General features: G+C 42.0%; 15 protein-coding genes. 8 read left to right on the top strand and 7 right to left on the bottom strand.

Annotated features, from left to right (window positions below; all coding sequences use genetic code 11):
* The first annotated feature begins 2 nt into the window (after positions 1 to 2).
* From LPH68_RS12960 to LPH68_RS12935, 6 genes are all read left to right on the top strand, one after another.
* The gene (locus tag LPH68_RS12960; RefSeq protein ID WP_151923339.1) at positions 3 to 1,757 is read left to right on the top strand and encodes a RagB/SusD family nutrient uptake outer membrane protein; all 1,755 of its coding nucleotides are present in this window, start codon (positions 3 to 5) and stop codon (positions 1,755 to 1,757) included.
* Positions 1,758 to 1,789: 32 nt separating this feature from the next.
* Complete coding sequence (locus LPH68_RS12955) at positions 1,790 to 4,906, top strand: TonB-dependent receptor (RefSeq protein ID WP_151923340.1); 3,117 nt, start codon at positions 1,790 to 1,792, stop codon at positions 4,904 to 4,906.
* Positions 4,907 to 4,925: 19 nt separating this feature from the next.
* A complete protein-coding gene (locus tag LPH68_RS12950) occupies positions 4,926 to 6,635 on the top strand; it encodes a RagB/SusD family nutrient uptake outer membrane protein (RefSeq protein ID WP_151922296.1) in 1,710 nt (569 codons plus the stop codon).
* A 34-nt stretch (positions 6,636 to 6,669) separates the two neighbouring features.
* Complete coding sequence (locus tag LPH68_RS12945) at positions 6,670 to 7,611, top strand: hypothetical protein (RefSeq protein WP_049701656.1); 942 nt, start codon at positions 6,670 to 6,672, stop codon at positions 7,609 to 7,611.
* A gap of 240 nt (positions 7,612 to 7,851) precedes the next feature.
* Entirely contained in the window at positions 7,852 to 9,204 is a 1,353-nt protein-coding gene (locus LPH68_RS12940) for a sulfatase (RefSeq protein ID WP_008024143.1), read from the top strand.
* Positions 9,205 to 9,241: 37 nt separating this feature from the next.
* Positions 9,242 to 10,927, top strand: coding sequence for an arylsulfatase (locus LPH68_RS12935; protein WP_004322447.1), 1,686 nt, complete (start codon positions 9,242 to 9,244; stop codon positions 10,925 to 10,927).
* 120 nt (positions 10,928 to 11,047) lie between these two features.
* Here LPH68_RS12935 and LPH68_RS12930 read toward each other — a convergent pair whose 3' ends face one another.
* Genes LPH68_RS12930 through dut form a run of 5 tightly spaced genes read right to left on the bottom strand, consistent with a single transcriptional unit; the run spans position 11,048 to position 19,186 of the window.
* Positions 11,048 to 15,064 (bottom strand): two-component regulator propeller domain-containing protein, encoded by a 4,017-nt coding sequence (locus LPH68_RS12930; protein ID WP_151923341.1) that lies wholly within the window; start codon positions 15,062 to 15,064, stop codon positions 11,048 to 11,050.
* Positions 15,065 to 15,084: 20 nt separating this feature from the next.
* Positions 15,085 to 16,386, bottom strand: coding sequence for a murein hydrolase activator EnvC (locus tag LPH68_RS12925; RefSeq protein WP_004309528.1), 1,302 nt, complete (start codon positions 16,384 to 16,386; stop codon positions 15,085 to 15,087).
* Positions 16,383 to 16,961 carry a DUF4292 domain-containing protein gene (locus LPH68_RS12920; protein ID WP_004298193.1) on the bottom strand — a complete coding sequence of 193 codons (579 nt, stop codon included), beginning with the start codon at positions 16,959 to 16,961 and terminating at the stop codon, positions 16,383 to 16,385. The genes LPH68_RS12925 and LPH68_RS12920 overlap by 4 nt, the downstream gene beginning before the upstream one ends.
* Entirely contained in the window at positions 16,958 to 18,730 is a 1,773-nt protein-coding gene (locus LPH68_RS12915; protein WP_118219522.1) for a tetratricopeptide repeat protein, read from the bottom strand. The genes LPH68_RS12920 and LPH68_RS12915 overlap by 4 nt, the downstream gene beginning before the upstream one ends.
* A gap of 24 nt (positions 18,731 to 18,754) precedes the next feature.
* Entirely contained in the window at positions 18,755 to 19,186 is a 432-nt protein-coding gene (gene dut / locus LPH68_RS12910; RefSeq protein ID WP_004309527.1) for a dUTP diphosphatase, read from the bottom strand.
* 124 nt (positions 19,187 to 19,310) lie between these two features.
* Between dut and LPH68_RS12905 the strand changes: the two genes are divergently transcribed.
* On the top strand, positions 19,311 to 20,657 hold the full coding sequence (locus LPH68_RS12905; protein ID WP_032811965.1) for a deoxyguanosinetriphosphate triphosphohydrolase: 1,347 nt from the start codon (positions 19,311 to 19,313) through the stop codon (positions 20,655 to 20,657).
* Here LPH68_RS12905 and LPH68_RS12900 read toward each other — a convergent pair.
* Positions 20,629 to 21,645: a GNAT family N-acetyltransferase gene (locus tag LPH68_RS12900; protein WP_008024133.1), complete on the bottom strand. Its 1,017-nt coding sequence runs from the start codon at positions 21,643 to 21,645 to the stop codon at positions 20,629 to 20,631. The two genes, LPH68_RS12905 and LPH68_RS12900, sit on opposite strands and share 29 nt — an antisense overlap.
* A gap of 26 nt (positions 21,646 to 21,671) precedes the next feature.
* Positions 21,672 to 22,490 carry a 1-acyl-sn-glycerol-3-phosphate acyltransferase gene (locus LPH68_RS12895; protein WP_008642784.1) on the bottom strand — a complete coding sequence of 273 codons (819 nt, stop codon included), beginning with the start codon at positions 22,488 to 22,490 and terminating at the stop codon, positions 21,672 to 21,674.
* Between the two features lie 258 nt (positions 22,491 to 22,748).
* On the opposite strand from LPH68_RS12895, the gene LPH68_RS12890 reads away from it, so the two are divergent.
* A complete protein-coding gene (locus LPH68_RS12890; protein ID WP_004315377.1) occupies positions 22,749 to 23,252 on the top strand; it encodes an RNA polymerase sigma factor in 504 nt (167 codons plus the stop codon).
* Positions 23,253 to 23,679 lie beyond the last annotated feature (427 nt).

Here is a 23,679-nt window from a genome sequence, read left to right as displayed (position 1 = left end):
GCATGAAAAAATCGATAATTTATTTGGCAATAAGCGCAACACTAACATTTTCCGGTTGTGATTATCTGGATGACATGCCCTATGACTGGGCCCAGCCTGATGATATTTTTACGAATGAACAGAACTATCTGAAACCGATTAATCAGGTGTATGCATATATTCCCGAAGGCTTCAACCACGTAGGAAATGCCTTTTTAGATGCAGCCACCAATGATGGAATAAGTACAATCATAGATTCGGATATTCATAAGTTGTCTCGTGGGTATGTCACTTCTTCAAATCCGATTGAAGAATGTTGGAATAAGTCATACAAGGGAATTCAACAGGCCATTTTTGCCCGCAAATATTTGCGTGAGGCTGACTTGGTGTTACAAAATAAGACAGAAGAAGACATCCAGACATTTAAAGATACCTATTGTGCGGAAACTGAATGTTTACAAGCCTTATTTGAGTTTAACCTGTTAAGACACTACGGAGGCTTTCCTATTGTCGATCGTATTTACGAAGTCGACGATCCTGAACTGCAGACAAAGGCAAGAGACTCTTTCAAAGACTGCGTCAATCACATCGTACAGTTATGTGAGAGTGCTGCCGCTGTATTGAAAGTTGATCCGGAAGGTGGGAATGGTTCTTATGGCCGTATGACTAAAGGAATGGCACTTGCTATTAAAGCCAAGACATTACTCTATGCCGCAAGCCCACTCTACAACAGAACGGATAATAACGATCCACTACTAGGCTATACTGACGGCTCGGATGTGACGGAACGTTGGAAACTTGCAGCCAAAGCTTGTGCAGATGTAATCAATCTAAATGCAGACGGAACAATATCTCCGGATGGAAGTAAAAAATATAGTTTGATAGCTCTTACTGCTGCTAAAACGTACGACAAGATCTTTATCAATGCCAATCCTAATCCGGAATATATCCTATTCTATACGGCTGCTAAGGACAATGGTCTGGAAAACAGGCATTATCCCCCTACAATCTCAAAAGATCAGGGAGGAGGTACAGTACCTTCACAGCAATTGATCGATGCATTTACCATGAAAGATGGAAGCGATTATACCCATTCTTCTGACGGTGCAAGCATGTATACTAACAGAGACCCGCGTTTGGCAGCAATTATCGGATATGACGGTTCGGTTTATGGAAAGAATACCATTTATACGCGAATTAGTGATAACACAACCATAGACGGACTCAACCAAGTGAAGAACCGTTCGACCAATACAGGATATTATTTAGCTAAATTCCTGGACAAAACACTGAACTTCGGACAGGCCAATGTGGGTACCGTTTTCCACTTATTCCCGATGATTCGCTTATCTGATATCCTACTTTCCTACGCAGAAGCCATGCATCACGCTTACGGCATGAGTGCGGATCCAGAAGGCTATGGTTTGACAGCAATAGAAGCTGTACAAAAAATACGTACCAGAGCCGGATTCGGAACAAATGATAAATTTCTTAATGGGGTGACAGATAACAACTTTATGGAAAAAGTGAAGCAAGAACGCCGTATCGAACTCTGTTTTGAAGAACATCGTTACTTCGATTTGCGACGTTGGATGGATGGCAATCAACTTAAAGAACCTATTATCGGAATGAAAGTAGAAGAAAATGCTTCCGGGCTTCATTATACACGCATTACAGTAGATGAAGCACGCAATTTTAAAGATTACATGTATTATCATCCTATTCCTCTGAAAGTAATCAAGGAAAGCCCTTCCATCCAACAGAATCCAGGTTGGTAACGGGCATCAAAACTATTTAATAGATAGAAAACATGAAAAAGATAATAATATTATTCATATGCTTAACCTGCTCCATCTGGCATGTCTGTGCCCAAACCAAAGTTAGCGGAATTGTTAAAGATGCCCAAGGAATGGAGATGATTGGCGCTACTATCCTTCAGAAAGGGACTAATAATGGAATAGTGACTGGTTTGGATGGCAAATTTACTCTTACATTGTCCAACGAAGCAGAGCAAACACTTCTTATCTCAATGATCGGCTTTATAGAACAATCTATTGCCATAAAAAAGAATCATCCTTTTATCAATGTCACCTTGGAAGAAGACATTGCACAATTAGATGAAGTTGTTGTGGTGGGATATGGAACACAGAAAAAAGTATCTCTGACCGGTTCAATTTCTAATGTCGGAACTGAAGACTTGAAAAGCATGCCTGTATCAAGTGTCACAAACGCTTTAGGTGGCCGCATCCCAGGACTGGTAACCCGGCAAGAGAGCGGACGTCCCGGCGGTGATCAGGCTACAATGTTTATTCGTGGTCGCGCTTCATTGAACGATTCTAGCCCTTTAGTACTGATTGACGGGGTAGAACGGCCTATGGCACAAATCGACCCTGATGATATAGAAACTATCTCCGTGTTAAAGGATGCTTCTGCAACAGCCGTATACGGTGTACGAGGAGCAAATGGTGTAATATTGGTAACTACCCGGAGAGGTCGTGAGGGAGAGACTCGAATATCCTTCTCATCTGAATTCGGTATTACTTCCTTCAATCGTATATCCCAAACACAAAATGCAGAGTCCGTTTCAAGATTCATGCGTGAGGGTGCCATCAATGATGGCTTTGACCCATCTGATACCGGCAATACCCGTGGAATTTTCCTGTCAGAGTATGATAACTATCTCTATCGTACCCAGAAAAGTCCGTTTACACACCCGGACAACGACTTTGTAGATATGTTTACGAAGAACGGTTTCCAACAAAAATACAACGTCAACTTATCCGGTGGAAACAAGACAGTACGTTACTTTGTCTCTGTGGGATATTTCACGCAGACTGGTATATTTGAGACAGATGTAGACAAAATTAAAGAACATGAAACGATACAAGCTCTTTTAGCAGCCTCGCCCGATGTAGCTAAAGGCTTATACAAAGAAGGGTATGATTCAGAATATAGGTACAACAGGCTCACTACCCGTTCGAATATTGATATCAACCTGACTGAAGATTTCAAAGTATCCGTGAATCTTGCTTATCGTTTCGGGAGTCAGAACCGCCCATACGGTTATGATGCCAACGGAGATGAAGCACTACGACTATTTGGTATGTTCTACCGTAATTCTCCCCAAGCTTTCCCAATCTTGAATGCAAACGGTACTTATGCCGCTGCCGATGGTATATGGAGACAGAATCCACTCGTAACATTATGCTATTCAGGATTTTTCCTCAATTTTAGCAATAAACTCGAGACAGATTTCGTTTTCAAATATAACCTAAGAAAACTATTGAAAGGATTAAGCATCGATGGAAAGTTCTCTTATGATGCCGGCTGGAACAATAACCGCAGCATACAACAACGTCCAAACATTTATCAATATAACCCGATAGCCGAAACTTATAAACAGGGACTTGAAATGGTGCTGCCTACAAAAGCCACTAATAAAACAGCAGCTACACATCGCAAATATGCTGAAGCAGCAGTTCGTTATAAACAATCCTTCTCAGGACATAACATATCCGGATTAGTTCTTTACAATATGAGTTACACCTCCACTCCCGGTGGACGTTATTCTTACGTGCCCCATATCTATCAGGCTTTAGTAGGACGTGTTAACTATGATTATGAGAATCGTTATCTATTCGAAATCAACGCCGGCTATAACGGTTCAAACCGTTTTGCAGAAGGACACCGCTATCAGCTTTTCCCTGCTGCATCAATGGGATGGGTACTCACTAATGAACCTTTCTTTAAAGAAAACCCAATCTTAAGTTTTACAAAACTACGCTTCTCTTATGGTGAAGTTGGAAATGACAAGCTGGGAAGTTTCTCTTACTACTATCGTTCAGGATATGATAATGGACTAGGTTATACTTTTGGAGAAACTCAGAATCCTGCAATTACAGGTCTGATTCAAGGAAAAAGTGCCAATGAAAATATCACTTGGGAAATTGCACGGAAATACAACTTAGGAATTGAGACAAAATGGTTGAAAGACAAAATATCCGCCAATATCGACTTTTTTAAAGAACGTCGTAGTAACATCCTATGTGAGCCGGAAAGATATTCTCAAGCAGCCGGTTCAAACGGACTGGCTCCTATAAACTATGGTGTCGTAACAAATCAAGGATACGATCTGGAAATAGGCTATCAAGATCAAAAAGGAGATTTTGGATATTCCGTAAAAGCGATTTACGGATATGCCCATAATAAGATTGTGGAGAAAAGTGAGTCAGTGAAACCCTATTCCTATATGTCACAGACCGGCAATCCTATCGGACAGTTCATCGGCTATATTTCCGACGGATTCTTTAGTTCTTATGAAGATGTAGCAAGTTCCCCCGTTCAATTCGGACAAGTAAGCCGACCAGGGGATATTAAGTATAAGGATTTGAATCATGATGGAGTGATTGACTCCAACGATCAGGCTCCTATCGGCTATAATCCGGTGCCCGAGATGACTTTTTCCCTTACCGCCGGTTTGAACTGGAAAGGATTTGATTTCAGTGTATTACTTCAGGGTGCTACCCGTTCATCCATTTATCTGCAAGGAGATATCGCATGGGATAATTCTTGGGGTAACTATTACGAAGAGCATATCGGAAGATGGACACCGGAAACAGCTGCAACTGCGACATATCCACGTTTCACCAAAGCAGCCACTGCCACACATCCCAATTATTATAAATCGGATTATTGGTTGAAAGACTCCAAATACTTGCGTTTGAAAAATATTCAGTTAGGTTACACTATTCCCCGCAAACTTTTGAAAAAAATCGGAATACGTTCACTCAGAGTATATACTAATGCCTATAATCTCCTTACATGGGATAATGTAAAGAAGGTAGACCCTGAATCACCGAACAATAGTAACGGGCAATTCTATCCACAACAAAAAGTAATAAATTTTGGTATCAACCTGAATTTCTAATGTTTGAAACAAGTAATTTATGAGAAAACTATTTATATCCTTTATAACGGCTATCCTGCTTACCAGTTGTAGTGCAGATAGCCTGATGAAAGAAACCGAGCTGGATCTTACAGATACAGAGAAGGTTTATTCGGACATTACATTGACCCGCAAAGTTGCATACGACTTGTATGCACGTATGCGCATGGGAAGAGATCGGCAGGGAAGCTTCGGATTCTTAGGAAATATAGGAAAGTCGCCTTGTATGCTTGACAATGCAACGGACGATGGAGCCGGAAATACAACCCGTGCCGGAGGTGCAGTCATATCCGAACTTGAAAAATTTATAAAAGGGGGAATTGATGTTTCCAAAGGTTTGATTGGCGATGCCCATCCATGGACATTCTACTATAAAGCTATCCGCTCTGCAAACACATTTCTAAATAACGTAGACCGTTCACCACTGGAAGATTCAGAAAAAATAGCCCTGAAAAACCAAGTACGTTTTTTACGTGCACTGTATCATCATGAACTATTTCGCTTTTATGGAGCATTAGTAATCGGAGACAAAGAACTCGACCCATTGCTTTATGATGAGATCAAGCGTGAATCGTTAGAAACTACAGTCCGTTGGATTGCTAATGAATTCAAAGAACTTTCAGAACCGGGAGTATTACCCGATAAATACGATGCACCAGATTACGGCAGAGCGACCCGAGGAGCGGCTTTAGGATACTTGGCACGTACGTTGCTTTATGCAGCAAGTCCCTTGCATAAAGCTTCCGGAGTAACTTGGAAGGAAGCAGCAGATGCAGCTTATGATATGATTGAATATGCTGATGGAGGAGACTTTTATCGTTTATATGAAGATCCAACTACTCCGGAAAAAAGCTACACGCGATTATTTAATACCCGTACCAATGGTGAAACGATTATGGCATTTCTTCGTGCACCAACAAACGACCTCTACGGAACAATGCCTGCTTTTGACCCTTGGAACGTAAACAAAGAGTTAGTGACTTGTCCCAATCAATGGCTGGTAGATTGCTATGATATGCTTGACGGTTCACAACCCATCCTCGGTTATGAATCAAATACGAAAGCTATTATTAACCCGAACTCCGGTTACAATGAAAATTCTCCTTATGCTAACAGGGATCCCCGTTTGGCACAGAGTATTCTATGTGATGGTGCTACCTGGCCTTTAGTCAACGGTAAGCCAGCTACAATAGACCTGTCAAAATCATATAGATGGGGAAGCGGATACTTCCTGACAAAGTTCCTGGATGACCGTATCGATCATCGAAAAGGTGGTACCACTTACATGGACTTTCCAATGATGAGATATGCAGAAATCCTGCTCGATTATGCAGAAGCCGAGAATGAGGCCGAAGACACAAATACAGCCAGAGAAAAAGCAATAGCCCAGCTTAACAGGATACGCCGCCGTGCCGGTATCACGACAGACTTACTGGCCACTGATTATAATCAGGCGACCCTTCGGGAACGCATACGCAAAGAACGCCGTGTAGAGCTTTGTTTTGAAGATCATCGATTCTTTGATATAAGAAGATGGCTGATAGCAAAAGATGTTATGAGATTACCGGCTGTCGGAATAAAGAAAATTAACGGTGGATATCAGCGGGTAACTTTAGATACACGAAATTATAACGAGCGTATGAACTTGGCCCCAATACCACAGAGTGAAGTTAATAACTGCCCGAATATCTATCAGAATCCAGGATACTAATCTAAATAGAATGTTTACTTAAAAAAATAAAGTCATGAAAACAAATAGTATAATTGCATTAATTCTGTCAATCAGTTTATTTGGATTATTCGGTTGTGCAGATAAATATGAAGTTGATTATGAAGCACCTGTCAAGATTGAATTTACAGGTGTCGATCAAAACAATAGAGTATCATTAGAGAAAGGAGTTGCAGAATACACGGCAACCGTCAAAGTACAGGGAGAAATCATGAGTTTTGAAATTTATCAGGCAGACTCCAAGACTGGAATACAAGGGAGCCTGATAGAAGAAACTGCCCGGTCATTTGAAGACGGAACCGCTAATTACGAGACAACTTACAAGTTTACTTCTTTAAAAGAGAATGCCTGTATTACAGTAGTCGTTTTAGGTACCGACGGTAATACTTACCAACGTAAGTTATTGGTAGAGATTACTCCTTCCGTTTTATTCTCCGATCCGGATTATGGAAAAGATGGAGAAATAGTAGAGACAGCTTCGGCTTATTATGGTTGTTACTATGCAACATGGCTTCTTGGACGCACCTATATGGCTGCTGATGCCATGAAATATGCAAACGAAGTCGATTTCTCACTCGGAGATATTATCTTGCCTTCAGGAAGCGAAGCTGTACCTGCTCTTGTTTCACCTGCTAAAAGAAGTGATTATGGCTTGATGACAATTAATGGTTTACAACACACATTATTTGCTGAAACCTCTTTATCACAAGCAGAATTTAATGCAATCTCCCAGGTAGATGCAACTCCGATAGAAAATCTGGCAGATCCAACCTCCGAAGTCTTAGCTATTCAGGCAGATAAAGTTTACCTGTTCAAAACTGCCAATGGAAAGAAAGGATTGATTTGCATACAAAAAATAACAGCAAAAACTGGTACTATCGAAGTCTCACCGGATAATTGGGTAGAAAACACTAAATACTCATGGGTACAATTACTGACTAAAACCGTGGCGAAGTAAAGCTCCCATTCAAGATACTTTCTCCAATGATCGTATCATAGAATAATTAGAAGAATAGAGAAGTTTTCGGTTTCTACGAGCTTCTCTATTCGTGTTTTCTCAATAGAAGAAAGAAGAAATCTATCATTCTACCATTTTTTTTCCTTTATTGATTAGTATTTTTCCTTCCTTCTCTGATATCTTCCCTACTTTTGCGAAAAGTCATCATGAAAAACTAAAGTTAATTAAATCACAATAATTATGAATCTGAAAAAACATTTACCCTGGCTGGGAGCCTTACTCCCCATTGCTAACACACAAGCAGAAACAAAACCTAATGTAGTAATTATCTATATCGATGATATGGGTATCGGTGACATAGGTTGTTATGGAGGCAAATTCGCTCCTACACCTAATATTGACAGGCTAGCACAAGACGGGTTATTATTCAACCAGTATTATTCTTCTGCGCCGGTTAGTTCTCCGTCTCGCTGTGGATTGACCACAGGTCTCTTTCCTCTTGAAGTGGGAATCAACACTTTCCTGAACGACAAAGCTGCTAATAAGAGATGCGAACAACGTAATTTCCTTGATGATAAGTTACCCTCCATGGCACGTGCTTTCCAAAATGCAGGTTACTCAACAGGACACATCGGAAAATGGCACATGGGAGGCGGACGCGACGTACATAACGCTCCTTCTATTAAGAATTACGGTTTTGACGAATACATATCAACCTACGAAAGCCCGGACCCGGAACCAGCAATCACTGCTACCAAATGGATCTGGTCGGATAAAGACAGCGTGAAACGCTGGAGACGAACGGAATACTTTGTAGATAAGAGCATTGAGTTTGTAAAAAAGCATAAAGGCGAACCTTTTTTCCTGAATCTATGGCCGGATGATATGCATACCCCTTGGGTACCGGAATTCAAACAAAAGGAAAGAAAAAGCTGGGAAACACAAGAAGCATTTGCTCCCGTCCTTGCTGAAATGGACAAACAGCTTGGACGTTTTATCAAAGCACTGGATGATATGGGGCTGGCGGAAAACACAATCATTATTTTCACTAGCGACAATGGCCCTGCACCCAGCTTTAAGTCTGTACGTTCCGCTTATTTGAGAGGAACTAAAAATAGTCTTTATGAAGGTGGTATTCGTATGCCTTTCATCATCAGATACCCCAAGAAAATTAAAGCCGGACAGGTAAATAACGAGTCTGTGTTATGTGCTGTAGATTTATATCCGACTCTCTGTTCAGTAGCCGGAATCAAAACAGAAAAAGGTTACAAAGGCGATGGACAGAACTATTCAAAAGTTCTTCTCGGTAAATCGGAAGCCAAACGCAAGACCGATTTAATGTGGGACTTCGGACGAAACAAACATTTTGGCTTTCCAGGGAACCCTTATGACAGAAGCCCCCATTTAGCTATACGCAGTGGAAAATGGAAATTATTAGTAAACGGTGACGGAAGCGATGCGCAATTATATGATATGGAAAAGGATAAGTTCGAAAAGAATAATATCGCAAATGAGCATCCTGATTTGGTTGCCAAGTTGAGCAAGAAAGTATGTAAATGGTTTGAGGAAAACAAAGACAAAGGAAAAGAGTAATACAGTGAAAAACAAATTATAAACCAACATTAAACTTATGAATTCTAAATTTTTACTATTACCAACCGCCTTGATGGTTGCTGGACATTCTGCAGCAGAGGCCAAAGGAAAAAAGTCCGATCAAAGACCCAATATCCTGGTAATTCTTGCAGATGACCTAGGCTATTCTGACCTGGGATGCTACGGTAGTGAAATCCACACACCTAATCTGGACAAACTGGCAAAACAAGGAGTACGTTTCAATCATTTCTATAACACCAGCCGGAGTTGTCCGACGCGTGCTTCCCTGTTGACAGGACTTTATCAACATCAGGCAGGAATCGGACGTATGACCTTCGATGACCACCTGCCGGGTTACCGGGGAACACTCTCACGCAATGCCGTTACCATCGCAGAGGTATTGAAAGAATCAGGATATGCTACCAGCATGGTAGGTAAATGGCACATCGCAGAAACTCCACTACGCAAAGATCAACGCGAATGGCTCGCACATCACGTATATCACGAAACCTATTCTGATCTTTGTCATTATCCGGTAAATCGCGGATTTGATACCCACTATGGTACTATCTACGGAGTAGTAGACTATTTTGACCCATTCAGTCTGGTAGAAGGTGAAGTACCCGTGAAAGAAGTACCCGACGGATATTACATCACACAGGCGCTTTCAGACCGTGCAGTGAAAGAAGTGAAAGAGTATGCCAAAGACGATAAACCATTCTTTATGTACCTGGCTTACACAGCACCACACTGGCCATTGCATGCACTGCCGGAAGATATTGAAAAATATAAGGATACCTATAAAGTTGGCTGGGAAGCTATCCGTAACGCCCGTTACGAACGTCAGAAACAGCTTGGTATATTCCCTAACATGGATAATTTCCTGTCTGATAGACAGTTCAAAGATAAATGGGAAGATAACCCACATGCTGAATGGGATGCTCGTGCTATGGCTGTTCATGCTGCCATGATCGACCGTATGGATCAGGGGATAGGACAAGTTATCGACGCCCTGGAAAAGACAGGACAACTTGAAAATACACTGATTTTATTCCTTTCCGACAATGGATGCAGCAATGAAGATTGTCAGAACTACTCTCCAGGAGAAAATGACCGTCCTGATATGACACGTAAAGGGGAGAAAATGGTTTATCCTCATAACAAAGAAGTGCTGCCTGGCCCGGAAACCACATACGCTTCATTGGGAGCACGCTGGGCAAACGTAGCCAACACACCGTTCCGTTTTTGGAAAGCCAAATCTTATGAAGGAGGAATCTGTACTCCGATGATTGCCCACTGGCCAAAAGGTATCAAGAAGAATGTCGGCAAAACGACTCCCGAAATCGGACATGTAATGGACATCATGGCTACTTGTATCGATATGGCAGGCGCCACTTATCCTACCAAATACAAAGGAAATGACATCATTCCATTGGAAGGCAAGAGTCTGGTTCCTATCTTCAAGACCGGACATCGTGAAGGACATGACTATCTTGGATTCGAACATTACAATGAACGTGCATTCCTCTCTAATGACGGTTGGAAACTGGTTCGTCCGGGAGAAAACGCTAAATGGGAATTATACAACCTGAATGAGGACCGGAGCGAAATGCATAATCTGGCAGCACAATACCCTGAAAAAGTAGCTGAAATGACAAAGGCTTACGAAGCATGGGCTAAACGTTGCATGGTAGAACCTTACCCGGGACAGAAAAAGAAATAAAGCCAACTCAATTAATTAGAAAGAGTACTCGATTAATTATTTTATATTTGACTCCTGTCGGAAAATATCCAATGATATTGCACGACAGGAGTTTTTTTATATGCTTTTATCCCTTCTTTATCAAGCCTCACCTGAAATCGGAGGCTGACCTGTATATTCCTTAGGCAGTACACCATATTGCGCTTTAAAACATTTCGCAAAATAAGAAGAAGAAGTAAATCCTACCTGCACTGCCACTTCTGAAATACGGGTACCGCCCATTATCAGTTCAGCAGCTCTATTCATACGAAGTGTCTTCAAATAATCATTAGGCGACATTCCGGACAAAGCCTTTATCTTCCGATAAAAATTAGAACGGCTCATATTCATCTGTTCAGACAGGGTATCTATCGAGAAGTTCTCATCCGCCAACTGTTCGGCTATTACTCCCTGTATCTTCGCTATAAATTCACAGTCTTTTTGAGACATCGCAAAATCCGTTGTCGAAACAGCAACCGTATCTCCTGCCAAGCTCACCATCAATTTATGGAAAGACTGCCTCAACTTCAACAGATTCTCGATCTGCATACGGAGCTGTTTAACAGAGAATGGTTTCTCAACATATACATCCGCTCCACATTCAAGTCCTTCGACTTTAGACTCCAAAGTGGTTTTCGCCGTCAACAAAATAACCGGAATATGTGAATAAGAGATTTCAGACTTCACCTTGCTGCAAAGTTCCAGCCCATCCATCTCCGGCATCATTACGTCACTCACTATCACATCCACATTTTCCTTCGCAAGCACTTCAAGAGCTTCACGACCGTTGGAAGCCCTCAACACACGGAACCATTCCGCCAATGACTCACGAGTCAGATTCAGCAAATCAACATTATCCTCAACCAACAGAACTGTGAACTTCTTTCCAGCATACTCCGAAGAGATCGTTTCAGAAGCATCTGCATGCTCCGGGGATATTTCTACAATATCGCTCGTTTTTTCCGTCTCCCACTCTTTGAACGGAAGAGACAGCATAAACGAAGAACCACCTCCAACATTATCTTCCAGACGCAAATCTCCCTGATGAGCTTCTGCCAAAGATTTCGCAAAAGCCAATCCGATGCCAGTGCCTACTGCTGTGGCCACCTTATCGTCAGGCAGTTGATAGAAAGCCTCAAATATCTTTTGTTTCTGTTCATTTGGTATTCCGGGACCATCATCGTTCACTTGTATCTCATATCCCCCATCAGTGACAAGCAGCTTCAAGTCAATATGCGCATGCGCATATTTGATGGCATTTCCCATCAGATTGACAAGAATCTTACTTAATTTGTCCCTATCCACCGTAGACACCAGCTCTTGTTCAGGCACAGTCAGTTGCAAATCAATACCTTTTAATTCAGCAGGGCTTGTAAACTGATTATAAACGTCACTGACAAGTTCTTTAATATCACTCTTTTTCAAATTCAGATGCAGCGTACCACTCTCCATTTTCTGAAAATCAAGCAATTCATTAGTAATCCCCAGCAGATAATTTACATTCTTATCTATCACAGACAAATACTTGAGATCTTTTCCTTCACGTTCTTTCTCCAATAATTTTTCCAAAGGAAGCCGTATCAAACTAAGCGGAGTACGTATTTCATGCACCAGATTGATGAAAAAGCTAATCTTCGACTTGTAAACTTCCTGTTCCTTGGTAATCTGATATTTTTCCATCCGCCGCTTATATTTGCGTTTAACACGGAGATTCCATCGCCAAGCCATCCAACCGATCCATCCCAACAGCATGAGGACATAAACGAAGTAAGCAAAGGTACTACGCCACCAGGGAGGAGTAATCACCACCTTTAAAGTGATAGTATTCTCATTCCACTGGCGATCATTATTAGAGCCTCTGACTTCGAACAGATACTCACCGGGAGGTAAATTGGTGTAAGAAGCCATATTATTATCAGTATTCAGAATCCACTCCTTGTCCACTCCCCGAAGTATGTAAGAATACCGGTTCTTCCCCGGATCTTCAAAACTAAGAGCGACAAAACGGATGGAGAAACTATTGTTTTCATAAGATAAAGTCACCTTATCAGCCATATAAAGCGGTTTATCCAACTGAAGCAGTTTCTTCACCTCCTGCTCATCGGTTTGATAAGGCAACCGGATATCGGTCACATAAACCGGAGGAATATATTTGTTATCTACAAACTGTTCCGGCTGAAATACATTAAAGCCGTTGATCCCACCAAAATACAATTTTCCTTCGGATGATTTCAATGAAGATCGAGCTATAAACTGATTCCCTTGCAAGCCGTCATTAATCGTGAACTGGCGGAAATGATCTTTGGTAACAGGATTAATCTTAAAGATTCCGGCATTACTGGATACCCAGAAATCACCTCCCTGATCTTGCTCAATCGCATAAATAACCTTGTTAGGTAATAAAGTATTATGCGGATCAAACTCAATGAATCTTTTCTCTTTAGCATCAAAAGAACACAGTCCTCCCCCATTCGTTCCAAACCACATGGTTCCTTTCGCATCTTCAAATAAAGTAATGACCGAATTACTGGTGATCGTAGTCGAATCTTCCCGTTCATGCTGATAATGTTTCCAATGAGCATTCATTGTATTGTAAGAAAACACACCACTATTGGAAGTCGCAATCCAGAGATGATTGTACATATCCTCATAGATATCGACAACAGAAACCATTGAACCGATGCTTGTGATGGTCATAAAGTTATCTCGAACCGGGTCATAACAACACAATCCCCAACTCGTTCCTACATAAATTTCTCCTTTTCGTCCTTTATAAATACACAACACATCGTTGCTACAAATCGTATTGGGAATTCCACGAGAATGAGTATAGGCTTTCACTGCCCCTGTGCGTAAATTGATAACCCGTATTCCTCCGGCATAAGTACCGATCCATAAATAGTCGCCATCCAGCATTAAAGAACGGATGTCATACTTTTGATTTTTAGCTCCTCCTATTGCATAAGGAGAAAGCTCCCGAGTAGCAGTATTGAAGAAATACAAACCGCTTTGAGTTCCAATCCAGATATTCCCATCTTTATTCTCACAGAAAGGAGCAACGACCTCCCCCGCTCCCGGCACTCCGGACAGATAAGCAGGCGAATAATAATCAAAACGTTTAGTCTGCTTGGACATATAGTTAATCCCACCCAAATTGGTCAACACCCAAAGAGCCCCTTCGGCATCCCACATCATTCCATTGATAGTCTGGTCACTCAAACTTCTCGGATCGGCGGGATTATCCGCCCGCTGGAATGTGTTTGTATTTTGATCGAATAGATAAAGCCCGTTATCCGTTCCTACCAACAGCTCTTTATCCGTATACTTCAGCAAACAATGAACAGCTCCGAAATTAAACGCCGAACCACTGTAATTGTCTATAGCTTCGGTTCGTTCATCCAAACGGCTCAACAGATTACTTCCCGCACCAATCCAGATTTCTCCATCGATATTCTGAATACAGTTTACTTTATAACTATCAGAAGCATTTATATCTAATGAAATTTCATACGTCCGGAGAAACTTGCCGTTTTCGTCAAAGCACAAAAGTCCTTCCTGTAAGGAAGATATATAGACCCTCTTCCGATCAGCACTCTGACAGAGGTCCCATACAAAAGATGTCTGAACACTATTTTGAGTCAGCACCTCTGTTTTCGGATCATAAATAAAAAATCCCTGTCCCAAAGTCGCAATCCAGATAAGACCATTTTCCGTCTTAATAATCTTTTTTATCTCACTGCTGATATACACATTATACTGCGTCGTTTTATCAAAGCAAGAGAAACGATCGGTATCCCGGTCATAAATATAAAGTCCGGAGTTTGTTCCAACCCAAATATTCTTGTCCACCTCTATCAAGGCTTCTACGAAATTATTTTCTAATGAAAATTTGTCGTTGAGAACATTCCGGTACACTTTATTGCCCCGCCCGTCATAACGGTTCAATCCGTCACTCGTACCCAGCCAGATAAAACCATAACTATCTTGAAGGGCGCACCACACGGTATTATGAGACAATCCATCTTCTACCTGATATTTCTTGAACGAAAAATAAGGAGACGCGGATAGTGTTCCGGTCCAGAAGATCAGCAAGCATATTAGTATTTTAGTTAACTTCATTCTACGTGTTTTTTATTCAATTATCGGTTCAGCCAAGGTTCAGGATTCAACTTTTCTTTCTCCCTACGCAACTGGAAGTGCAATACCGTCCGTCCATTATCCGTGCCGTCAGAAAAAACCTGACCGATAGATTGCTTCGTCTTCACCGTATCACCGGCTTTGACGGATGCAGAAGAAAGATTGCAATAAACAGAAATATAATTGCCATGACGAATGAGGACATTAAATAATCCGTTCAATTGGAACACAGCCGCCACCTTCCCATCAAAAATGGCACGCGCCTGTGCACCTGGTTTTCCCTGAATATCAATACCCTTGTTATCCAGTTTCACGTTGCGCAACCCCTCTACGGCATATTGTCCGTAACGGCTGGTGATAATATAAGCACCGGATATAGGCATTGGCAATTTCCCGCGATTCGCGGCAAAGTTACCTGATAATTCCCGATCCGCCTTACTCATGGTATAAGCCTCAAGAGGTTTCGATTTAGCGGCCGTTTCCGTTGCAGCAGATTTTCCCTCCTTGCTTTCCTCTTTCTTACGGGCAGCCGCTTCACGACGAGCTTCTTCCTGCGCACGCTTACGGGCACGCTCTATTTCTTCCGCAATTAATTTATCGATGCGGGCATTCAGCAGATTGGCTTCCCTGCGTTTTTTATTTATCTCATTCTGCAATCCTTTCTGCTTCTTTTGCAGATTAGTCACTAACGTACGTTTCTCTTTTTCCTGCTCTTCCAACTTCACCTTTTCGCTCTCACGTTCTTGCAGCAGGTTCTCTTTGGCGGCTTTCACTTGCTGACGTTCCGCTTTCTTCTTGCGTATCTGCTCCTGTTTCTTTAGGATTTCTTCCCCTTGCAGACGTTGATAAGTGGCATATTCACGAACATATCGCATACGCCGATAAGTCTGCCCCAGATTCTTTGCCGAAAAAATAAACATGAGCTTCTCCTCTATCGACTTATTCTTATACAAGTACTGGACAGAAGCTTCATATTTCTTCTTTTTATCTTTCAAATCCTTCTCCAGCCCGTGCAACTGGCGCTCCAATGAAGCCAACTCACGCTGGATAGCCTCCACATCATTGTTGATAGCCATGATATAGCGTTTCCGCTCTTCAATCTGTCCGGTCAACACAGCCAGACTATTCAACTGGCTTCCCACATCTTTCTTTGTATCCTTCAATATAGATTCCGATTCGGCAATCTGTTTTTGCAGCGCACCGCGTTTACTTTCCAGCTCACGAATCAACTTGTTCGATTGAGCGAAAAGAGGAACTGCCAACCAAAGGCAACTGATTAGAATAACAAAGAAACGTTTCATCATAATAAAGCTACCAGCATTTTTACTAATTCTTCCAAGGGAATCTGGTTGTATTTGGACGTCAGTTCCGTCGGAGTTATCGAAAACTCTTGTGTGGAGAACTCATAAAGTTGGACTTTTGCCTTTTCTAATGAAGGAATTCCTATATCTTTTCCTGTCAGCTCTGTCTTTCCACCAGGAAGAGAGGCATCCATCAATATCTTTTCCAAACGGGAAAACTCCACATTCTTCGACAATACATTTTTCAATTCAGCTTTAGTGGCACGAACAAAGCGTTTATTCATCCTGTCTACCAATAAAACTTCGTCGGGAGTAACTTCTATACGTGCCACTTCTGTACGCAGAATAGGCATCAATAAGGAGATTTGTACCCGCTCATGAGTTTTCATCTTCATGGTTCCCCCTACAGACATGCTTCCCTTCTTGCCGGGAATAGTCAACTGAAGCTTGGAAGCCAGGTAACTGGATGTCGGAGCCTTTGTCGAAGTCTTAGTTTCCGAAGTTGCCAAGTGCTTCGAACTCTTACAGCCGGCCAACACCACTACCACCAACAACAGTAGATAAATGATTCTTTTCATTCCGCAATATATTTCTTCTTCTCTATTTTCTGTTTCAACGTTTTCGACTCGCTACCCATTTCCAGTGCCTTCTTCCAATATTTCAACGCACCTTCCACATCGCCGGTCATAAAATAAATATCTCCGCAATGCTCCACAATCACATCACTCTTCTCGCCGTCGTTCTTCATTGCATTGTCAATATAGATACGGGCTTCGGCATAGTTTCCCTTTTCAAAAAGAATCCATGCATAAGTATCGAGATAGGTCGAATTATTAGGTTCGGCTTTCACCGTTTTATAACTCATCTCCTCCGCCTTGTCCAAGTCACGACGTTCCACAGACAGATAATAAGCATAATTGTTCAATGCGCCAATATTGGAAGGATTGTACACCAAAGACGAATCGTAAGCAGCGTATGCCTCCGCCATCTGTTTCTTGGTATGATAAACATCCCCCATAATTGAATAGAAATCCGAAATGACTTCTTTTTGGGTATCAGCAGTTACGTGTTCCAATGCCCTGCCGCAAACACTCAATACACTATCCGTCTGTTCTGCCTGATGATAAGCAATAGCCAGATAATAATAAAGCGCCAACGCATCCGGAGTAGCTTCAATACCGGGTTCACAGACTTTGATAATTTGCTTGTAGTCTTCCTTTTTCACCGCCGCATTAACCAGCATCAAACGGGCAGCCTTATTGGTAGGGTCCAGATCAACCACCTGCTCCAATACCGGCACAGCCTCTTGTTCCATATTCTTCGACAACAGGTATTGAGAATAAAGCATCGGAATCTGCGGATCATCTATATCCTGCTTCATCATCCGGTCGAACAAGGCAATCACTTGAGTACTATCTTTAGCAGACGACTGTTCGTTTTCCACAATCACCTGTCTCATAACACTGATTTTGGTATCCGAAGTCACCTTCTTATTCAGCAATAAAGTATCCAACTGCTGTTGATACAACTCTTTCTGACCGGTCTGTTCATAATAAGAAGCCATTGAAAAAAGAGCCATCGGATTGTCAGGCTCTACCGCCAGGACCTTCTGATATGCATCGTATGCTTCCTGCTTTTTTCCATTCTGAAGATACACATCTCCCAATATCACCTGATAACGCATATCCATCGGATATTCCTGTACCAGACTTTCTATTTCCTGAAATGCCTTCTTATCATCTTTCATCTGAAGATAAATACGGAATTTCTCCATAGAAAGCTGCTCATTCTTACCCAAGCGTTTCTCTAAACGGTTCAATGTAGAAATGACATCGTTATATTTCTCCTGACGACTGTAAATATCAAGAAGACTGAACAAAGGCTCCTGCTTTGACGGGAAACGGGTTACCATTTTCTCAAGCAACGTTACAGCCTTATCCAACTCGTTCTGTTGCTGATACAGGCTGACCAGCCCCTGGCTATACCAGAAATTATCAGGAGCAAAAGCCACCGCCTGCTCCAAAGCCGCCTGACCTTGCGGCACCTGGCGGAGGAACATATAATACTGCGATATTTCATAAAGCGCCGAAGAAGCGTTCGGATTGATATCCAGGCAATGCTGTAACAAGCCAAATGCCGCATCATACTCATTCTTTTCTTTCATCCGCATGGCTTCCAAAAAGAAGTAGTCATATTTACGCTGTTGTTCAGCAGGAAGCAATGATTCTTTTACCGAAAAGGATGCATCTGCCTTCACTGCTGTTTTTGCTGTACGCATAGAGCGGGTTCCCCCACACGAAGTGAGCACTAACACCGTCACGAACAGCCATCCTATTTTTATCTTCATTCTATTTTTTCGATTAAGCATTCATCATACTCCGGTATGTCCGAAGCCACCGGCTCCGCGTTCCGTTTCATCCAGCACCTCCACTTCCTGCCATACAGGCTGTTCGTGCTTTGCTATCACCATCTGCGCGATACGTTCGCCATCTTCAATAACAAAAGCCTCGGACGAGAGATTGACTAAAATGACACAAACTTCTCCACGATAATCCGCATCAATCGTACCCGGAGAATTAAGTACTGTGATACCTTTCTTTATCGCCAGTCCGCTACGTGGACGAACTTGCGCCTCAAATCCCTTCGGCAGAGCGATATACAATCCTGTCGGCACCAGACAACGTTGTAACGGTTCCAGTGTGATAGGTTCAGAAAGATTAGCACGGATATCCATTCCTGCGGACAATTCGGTGGCATAAGCCGGAAGCGGATGCTTCGATTTATTGATAACTTGAATATTCATAAATGCATGTTTACTATTTAACGGGCGAAAATACACATTTTGAACTGAAAAATAGTTAAGTTTGCAGTTAAATAATGTACCGTTCCCTAAATTGTAAATAGTAAATAGTCAAATCGTAAATAAAATGATGAATTGGAAACAACTAATATCAGCGAAACGTTTCGGGATGGAAGAATTCCATGAAGAACGACAGGAAAACCGATCCGAATTCCAACGGGATTATGACCGTCTCATTTTTTCGGCTCCTTTCCGCAGATTACAGAACAAGACGCAAGTATTCCCTCTTCCGGGCAGCGTTTTTGTACACAACCGACTTACGCACAGTCTCGAAGTAGCCAGCGTTGGCCGTTCACTCGGGGACGATGTTGCCAAAGCACTTCTGGAACGTCATCCGGAACTTCAAGATTCTTTCCTGCCGGAGATCGGTTCTATCGTCTCGGCCGCTTGCCTGGCACACGATTTGGGAAATCCACCCTTCGGTCATTCAGGTGAAAAGGCTATTTCTACTTTTTTCTCTGAAGGGAAAGGAGTTCGCCTGAAAGAAAAGCAGCCGAACGGCGAGCAACTTTCTCCGATGGAATGGGAAGATTTGACACATTTTGAAGGAAATGCAAATGCGTTCCGAATACTGACACATCAGTTTGAAGGACGTCGCAAAGGCGGATTTGTCCTGACATATACCACTCTGGCTTCTATCGTAAAATATCCCTTTTCATCGAGCCTTGCAGGAACCAAATCGAAGTTTGGATTCTTCGTCAGCGAAGAAGAAAGTTTCCAAAAAATAGCAACTGAATTAGGACTGACCTTGCTCAACGAGCATCCTTTGAAGTATGCACGCCACCCACTAGTCTATTTAGTGGAAGCGGCAGACGATATTTGCTACCAGATGATGGATATTGAGGATGCATATAAACTGAAGATTCTCACCACTGAAGAAACCAAAGAACTATTAATGACCTATTTCAGCGAAGAGCGGCAGGAACATCTCCGGAAAACATTCCTGATTGTCAATGATGTCAACGAGCAAATCGCCTACCTGCGTTCTTCCGTCATCGGTTTATTGATCCGGGAGTGTACCCGTGTCTTTTTAGATCATGAACAAGAAATACTGTCCGGCACGTTCGAAGGACCACTAATCAAGCGCATAGCCGAACGTCCGGCAGCAGCCTACAAACACAGCGTCGAAGTATCTATCAATAAAATCTACCGTTCACGGGACGTACTGGATATCGAGCTAGCGGGATTCCGCATCATCAGTACCTTACTCGAATTGATGATAGACGCCGTGACCTCACCCGAAAAGGCTTATTCCAAACTCCTGATCGACCGGGTATCCAGCCAATACAATATAAATTCGCCTGTACTCTATGAAAGAATACAGGCGGTACTTGACTATATATCGGGAATGACCGATGTCTTTGCTCTTGATCTTTATCGTAAAATTAACGGGAACAGTCTGCCTGCGGTGTAACCACTTTAGGAGTAAAAACCTCTTTCCCTTCACAAGAAGACAATCTCAACGCATCCGGATGGCTTTCAATAAACGTCTGGATGTGTCGAATTCGTTTATCTTCAAGAATTTCGTCTACAGCAATCAGAATACCGGTTTCTTCCACATCACCGAACTCGTAATTGACAGCTGTTCCGAACATACGCATCGTAGGGCTTAAGCTCATATACGCATTTACCAACGGAGGAATATTATAGCCCAATTTACGGATTTCACAATTCAATATCTTATAGTCCTCTTTAAAAGTACTCTTACAGAACAATGCGTTCAACTCTTCTTCGGAAGTCTCAAGTTGCAGAGGCTCAATCGGAGTAACAAGTTTCTCTTTATCATAAAAATGTTTCTTGAGGAAATGAAGAATCATATCACGGCCACGACGATGGTAGCTAGGATACATGGTCACCTTGCCAAAGAAATACTTCACATTCGGCATAACCACGGTCAACGCTCCCAACCCGTCCCACAGATTATCCAAAGCGAACAATCCTTTGCTTCCGGCACGGGTAGACTGATATTCAAGCGTAACAAACGAACGCCCCAGCTCAATTGTCTGCGGCAGGTATTCTTTAATAAAAGCATCAGAAAAATGAAACATGTGGGAAGTAGCCAGAATTGGCGCGCCTTTTTCATCAAAACGCACGTCCGTACCAAGCAGATACCGGTAACCGCCCAGAATTTCTTCCGCTTCCGGATTCCATACGATCAACTGCTTGTAGGGGTGTTCCATCGTGTCGTATTCATCAATATCCATTGACAGGCCTGTACCTCCACCAGCAGCACGGAAAGCTATTTCACGCAAACGACCAATCTCTCTCATTACATTAGGAGCATTCTGATGAGTAATAATATAAATCTGATTATTACTCTTATTCGTCATTCGTAAGCGTTTGTCTTCCGTCAATTCTGCCTTCAGCAGTTCTTTGCTTACCGGTTTAATAATCTCTTCCATATTCCTTGTTATAGTTGTTCTATCAGTTACAGTTTATAAACAATATCCTTTACATATTCAGCCCACTGCGCAGGGGTTTTCGATTTATCAAAAGTCTGCCAGGGTATGGGTTTGCCAAAAGTGACAGTAAAAGTTTTGTGGCGATTCTTAAACATTTCATCCGCAAGATACAACATAGCGATGTTAAACTTGATACCCAATGCCTTGCAAATATTTGCCAGGTTGTAGAAGAAATCAGAATTCCTGCCTCCAAAATGCACGGGTATTACATCACGTTTTGCTTGTATGCTCTTTACTACAAATGTCTTTTTCCATTCCAGGTCACGAATGACTCCATTCTGACGACGCGAACACAGTCCGGCAGGGAACATTATCAGCTGGTCATCCGACTGAAATCCGGCTTCCACCATTTTCGGGAAGTCTTTTGCCTGTTTGCCGGTTTTATTAATAGGTATGCAAAGGGGAGCCAATCCGCGTAGATTCATCAACAAATCATTCACCAGGTATTTCACTTTCCCGTCATAGTGCTTTCCCAACACATAACCAAGCGCAACACCGTCCTGTCCGCCTAACGGATGATTGGACACAAAAGTATACAATCCATCCTTAGGCAAATTCTCAATGCCTTTTACGTCCACTTTCGCATCCAAAAAGCCCATACATGCCTCCAGAAAGTCCACACCCAATCTATCCTTCGACTCATTCAGGAATACATTAATTTCATCCTGATGAACAATTTTCTTCAGATAAGAAACCACGAATTTAGGGATGTACTTATAATGCTTCGGAGCCTTTGTCCGAAGTATCTTATCGACATCAATCAAAAATAAAGAGTCATCAGTCATTCTTTTCAAATAAAAATGATGGCACAAAATTAACGGTTCTTTTTTATTAATCGCAATAATTTGGTAGAAAATGCAGGATTTAAGTTCAGAAGATAAAAAAATACCACCCAAAAACTATCAAAAACAACCTAAAAACTATCCGCGGATAGTTTTCGGGCATAAAAACGTCGGATTTCCCCCTATCGGGTTTCAGAAATTCACGTAAACTTGCAACATCGAAAATAACAAACGAATATTCACCTTTAAAAAGCAACACATATGAAAAGTTTAAGCTTCAGAAAAGATTTAGTAGGAGTACAAGATGAATTACTACGCTTCGCTTATAAACTGACAACTGACCGTGAAGAAGCAAACGATTTGTTGCAGGAGACATCATTAAAAGCATTAGATAATGAAGATAAATATACCCCTGATACAAATTTCAAAGGATGGATGTATACCATCATGCGCAACATATTTATAAACAACTACCGCAAGGTAGTCCGCGACCAGACATTCGTCGATCAGACGGATAATCTTTATCATCTGAATTTACCACAGGACGGAAGTTCAGAAAGTACAGAAAGAGCATACGACCTGAAAGAGATGCACCGTGTAGTCAACAAACTCCCCAAAGAATACAGAGTTCCGTTCGCCATGCACGTTTCAGGATTCAAATACCGTGAGATTGCGGAAAAACTGAACCTCCCGCTAGGCACAGTAAAGAGCCGTATTTTCTTCACGCGCCAGAAATTACAGGAAGAATTGAAAGACTTCCGCTAGACCTTAACTATATAAATTGGTGATCTCGGATCACATACTTCTTTAATACAGATTTTAGTTTTGATAATGATTAAAAGGCAGAAATACTCCGGTATATTCTGCCTTTTCTTTTATTACTAAGATTAGTTGCACGACACCCGGGTCTCAACACCTACAACACCCGGGTCTCAATGGGTCTGACACCCGGGTGTCAGGTATGATGAGACCCGGGTGTCGTACAAGTTCCTATTGCATCAAAAGAAGTCTTCACTACTCTATTATTTAAAATTCACCTATACAGACATTTTTTCCCGTTTTACTGCCATAACTCCCCCACCAGCAGACTACTCTCAAAGCCGCATCATTTTCAAGCAAATAGACATTTAACATTCTGTTGAAAACTTCTCTGAAAGTTTTTTATGGAAAGTTGTGGGGAATTGTGGGGAAT

It is taken from the genome of Bacteroides sp. 1_1_30, from assembly GCF_020982715.1.
In the GTDB taxonomy this organism is placed as follows: Bacteria; Bacteroidota; Bacteroidia; order Bacteroidales; family Bacteroidaceae; genus Bacteroides; species Bacteroides xylanisolvens.
This window is presented reverse-complemented; position numbering and strand designations above follow the sequence as displayed.

Bases quoted from the DNA above. Each gene is read 5' to 3' on its own strand.
- LPH68_RS12960 (WP_151923339.1), top strand. From the start codon at position 3: ATGAAAAAATCGATAATTTATTTGGCAATAAGCGCAACACTAACATTT.
- LPH68_RS12955 (WP_151923340.1), top strand. From the start codon at position 1,790: ATGAAAAAGATAATAATATTATTCATATGCTTAACCTGCTCCATCTGG.
- LPH68_RS12950 (WP_151922296.1), top strand. From the start codon at position 4,926: ATGAGAAAACTATTTATATCCTTTATAACGGCTATCCTGCTTACCAGT.
- LPH68_RS12945 (WP_049701656.1), top strand. From the start codon at position 6,670: ATGAAAACAAATAGTATAATTGCATTAATTCTGTCAATCAGTTTATTT.
- LPH68_RS12940 (WP_008024143.1), top strand. From the start codon at position 7,852: ATGAATCTGAAAAAACATTTACCCTGGCTGGGAGCCTTACTCCCCATT.
- LPH68_RS12935 (WP_004322447.1), top strand. From the start codon at position 9,242: ATGAATTCTAAATTTTTACTATTACCAACCGCCTTGATGGTTGCTGGA.
- LPH68_RS12930 (WP_151923341.1), bottom strand. From the start codon at position 15,064: ATGAAGTTAACTAAAATACTAATATGCTTGCTGATCTTCTGGACCGGA.
- LPH68_RS12925 (WP_004309528.1), bottom strand. From the start codon at position 16,386: ATGATGAAACGTTTCTTTGTTATTCTAATCAGTTGCCTTTGGTTGGCA.
- LPH68_RS12920 (WP_004298193.1), bottom strand. From the start codon at position 16,961: ATGAAAAGAATCATTTATCTACTGTTGTTGGTGGTAGTGGTGTTGGCC.
- LPH68_RS12915 (WP_118219522.1), bottom strand. From the start codon at position 18,730: ATGAAGATAAAAATAGGATGGCTGTTCGTGACGGTGTTAGTGCTCACT.
- dut (WP_004309527.1), bottom strand. From the start codon at position 19,186: ATGAATATTCAAGTTATCAATAAATCGAAGCATCCGCTTCCGGCTTAT.
- LPH68_RS12905 (WP_032811965.1), top strand. From the start codon at position 19,311: ATGATGAATTGGAAACAACTAATATCAGCGAAACGTTTCGGGATGGAA.
- LPH68_RS12900 (WP_008024133.1), bottom strand. From the start codon at position 21,645: ATGGAAGAGATTATTAAACCGGTAAGCAAAGAACTGCTGAAGGCAGAA.
- LPH68_RS12895 (WP_008642784.1), bottom strand. From the start codon at position 22,490: ATGACTGATGACTCTTTATTTTTGATTGATGTCGATAAGATACTTCGG.
- LPH68_RS12890 (WP_004315377.1), top strand. From the start codon at position 22,749: ATGAAAAGTTTAAGCTTCAGAAAAGATTTAGTAGGAGTACAAGATGAA.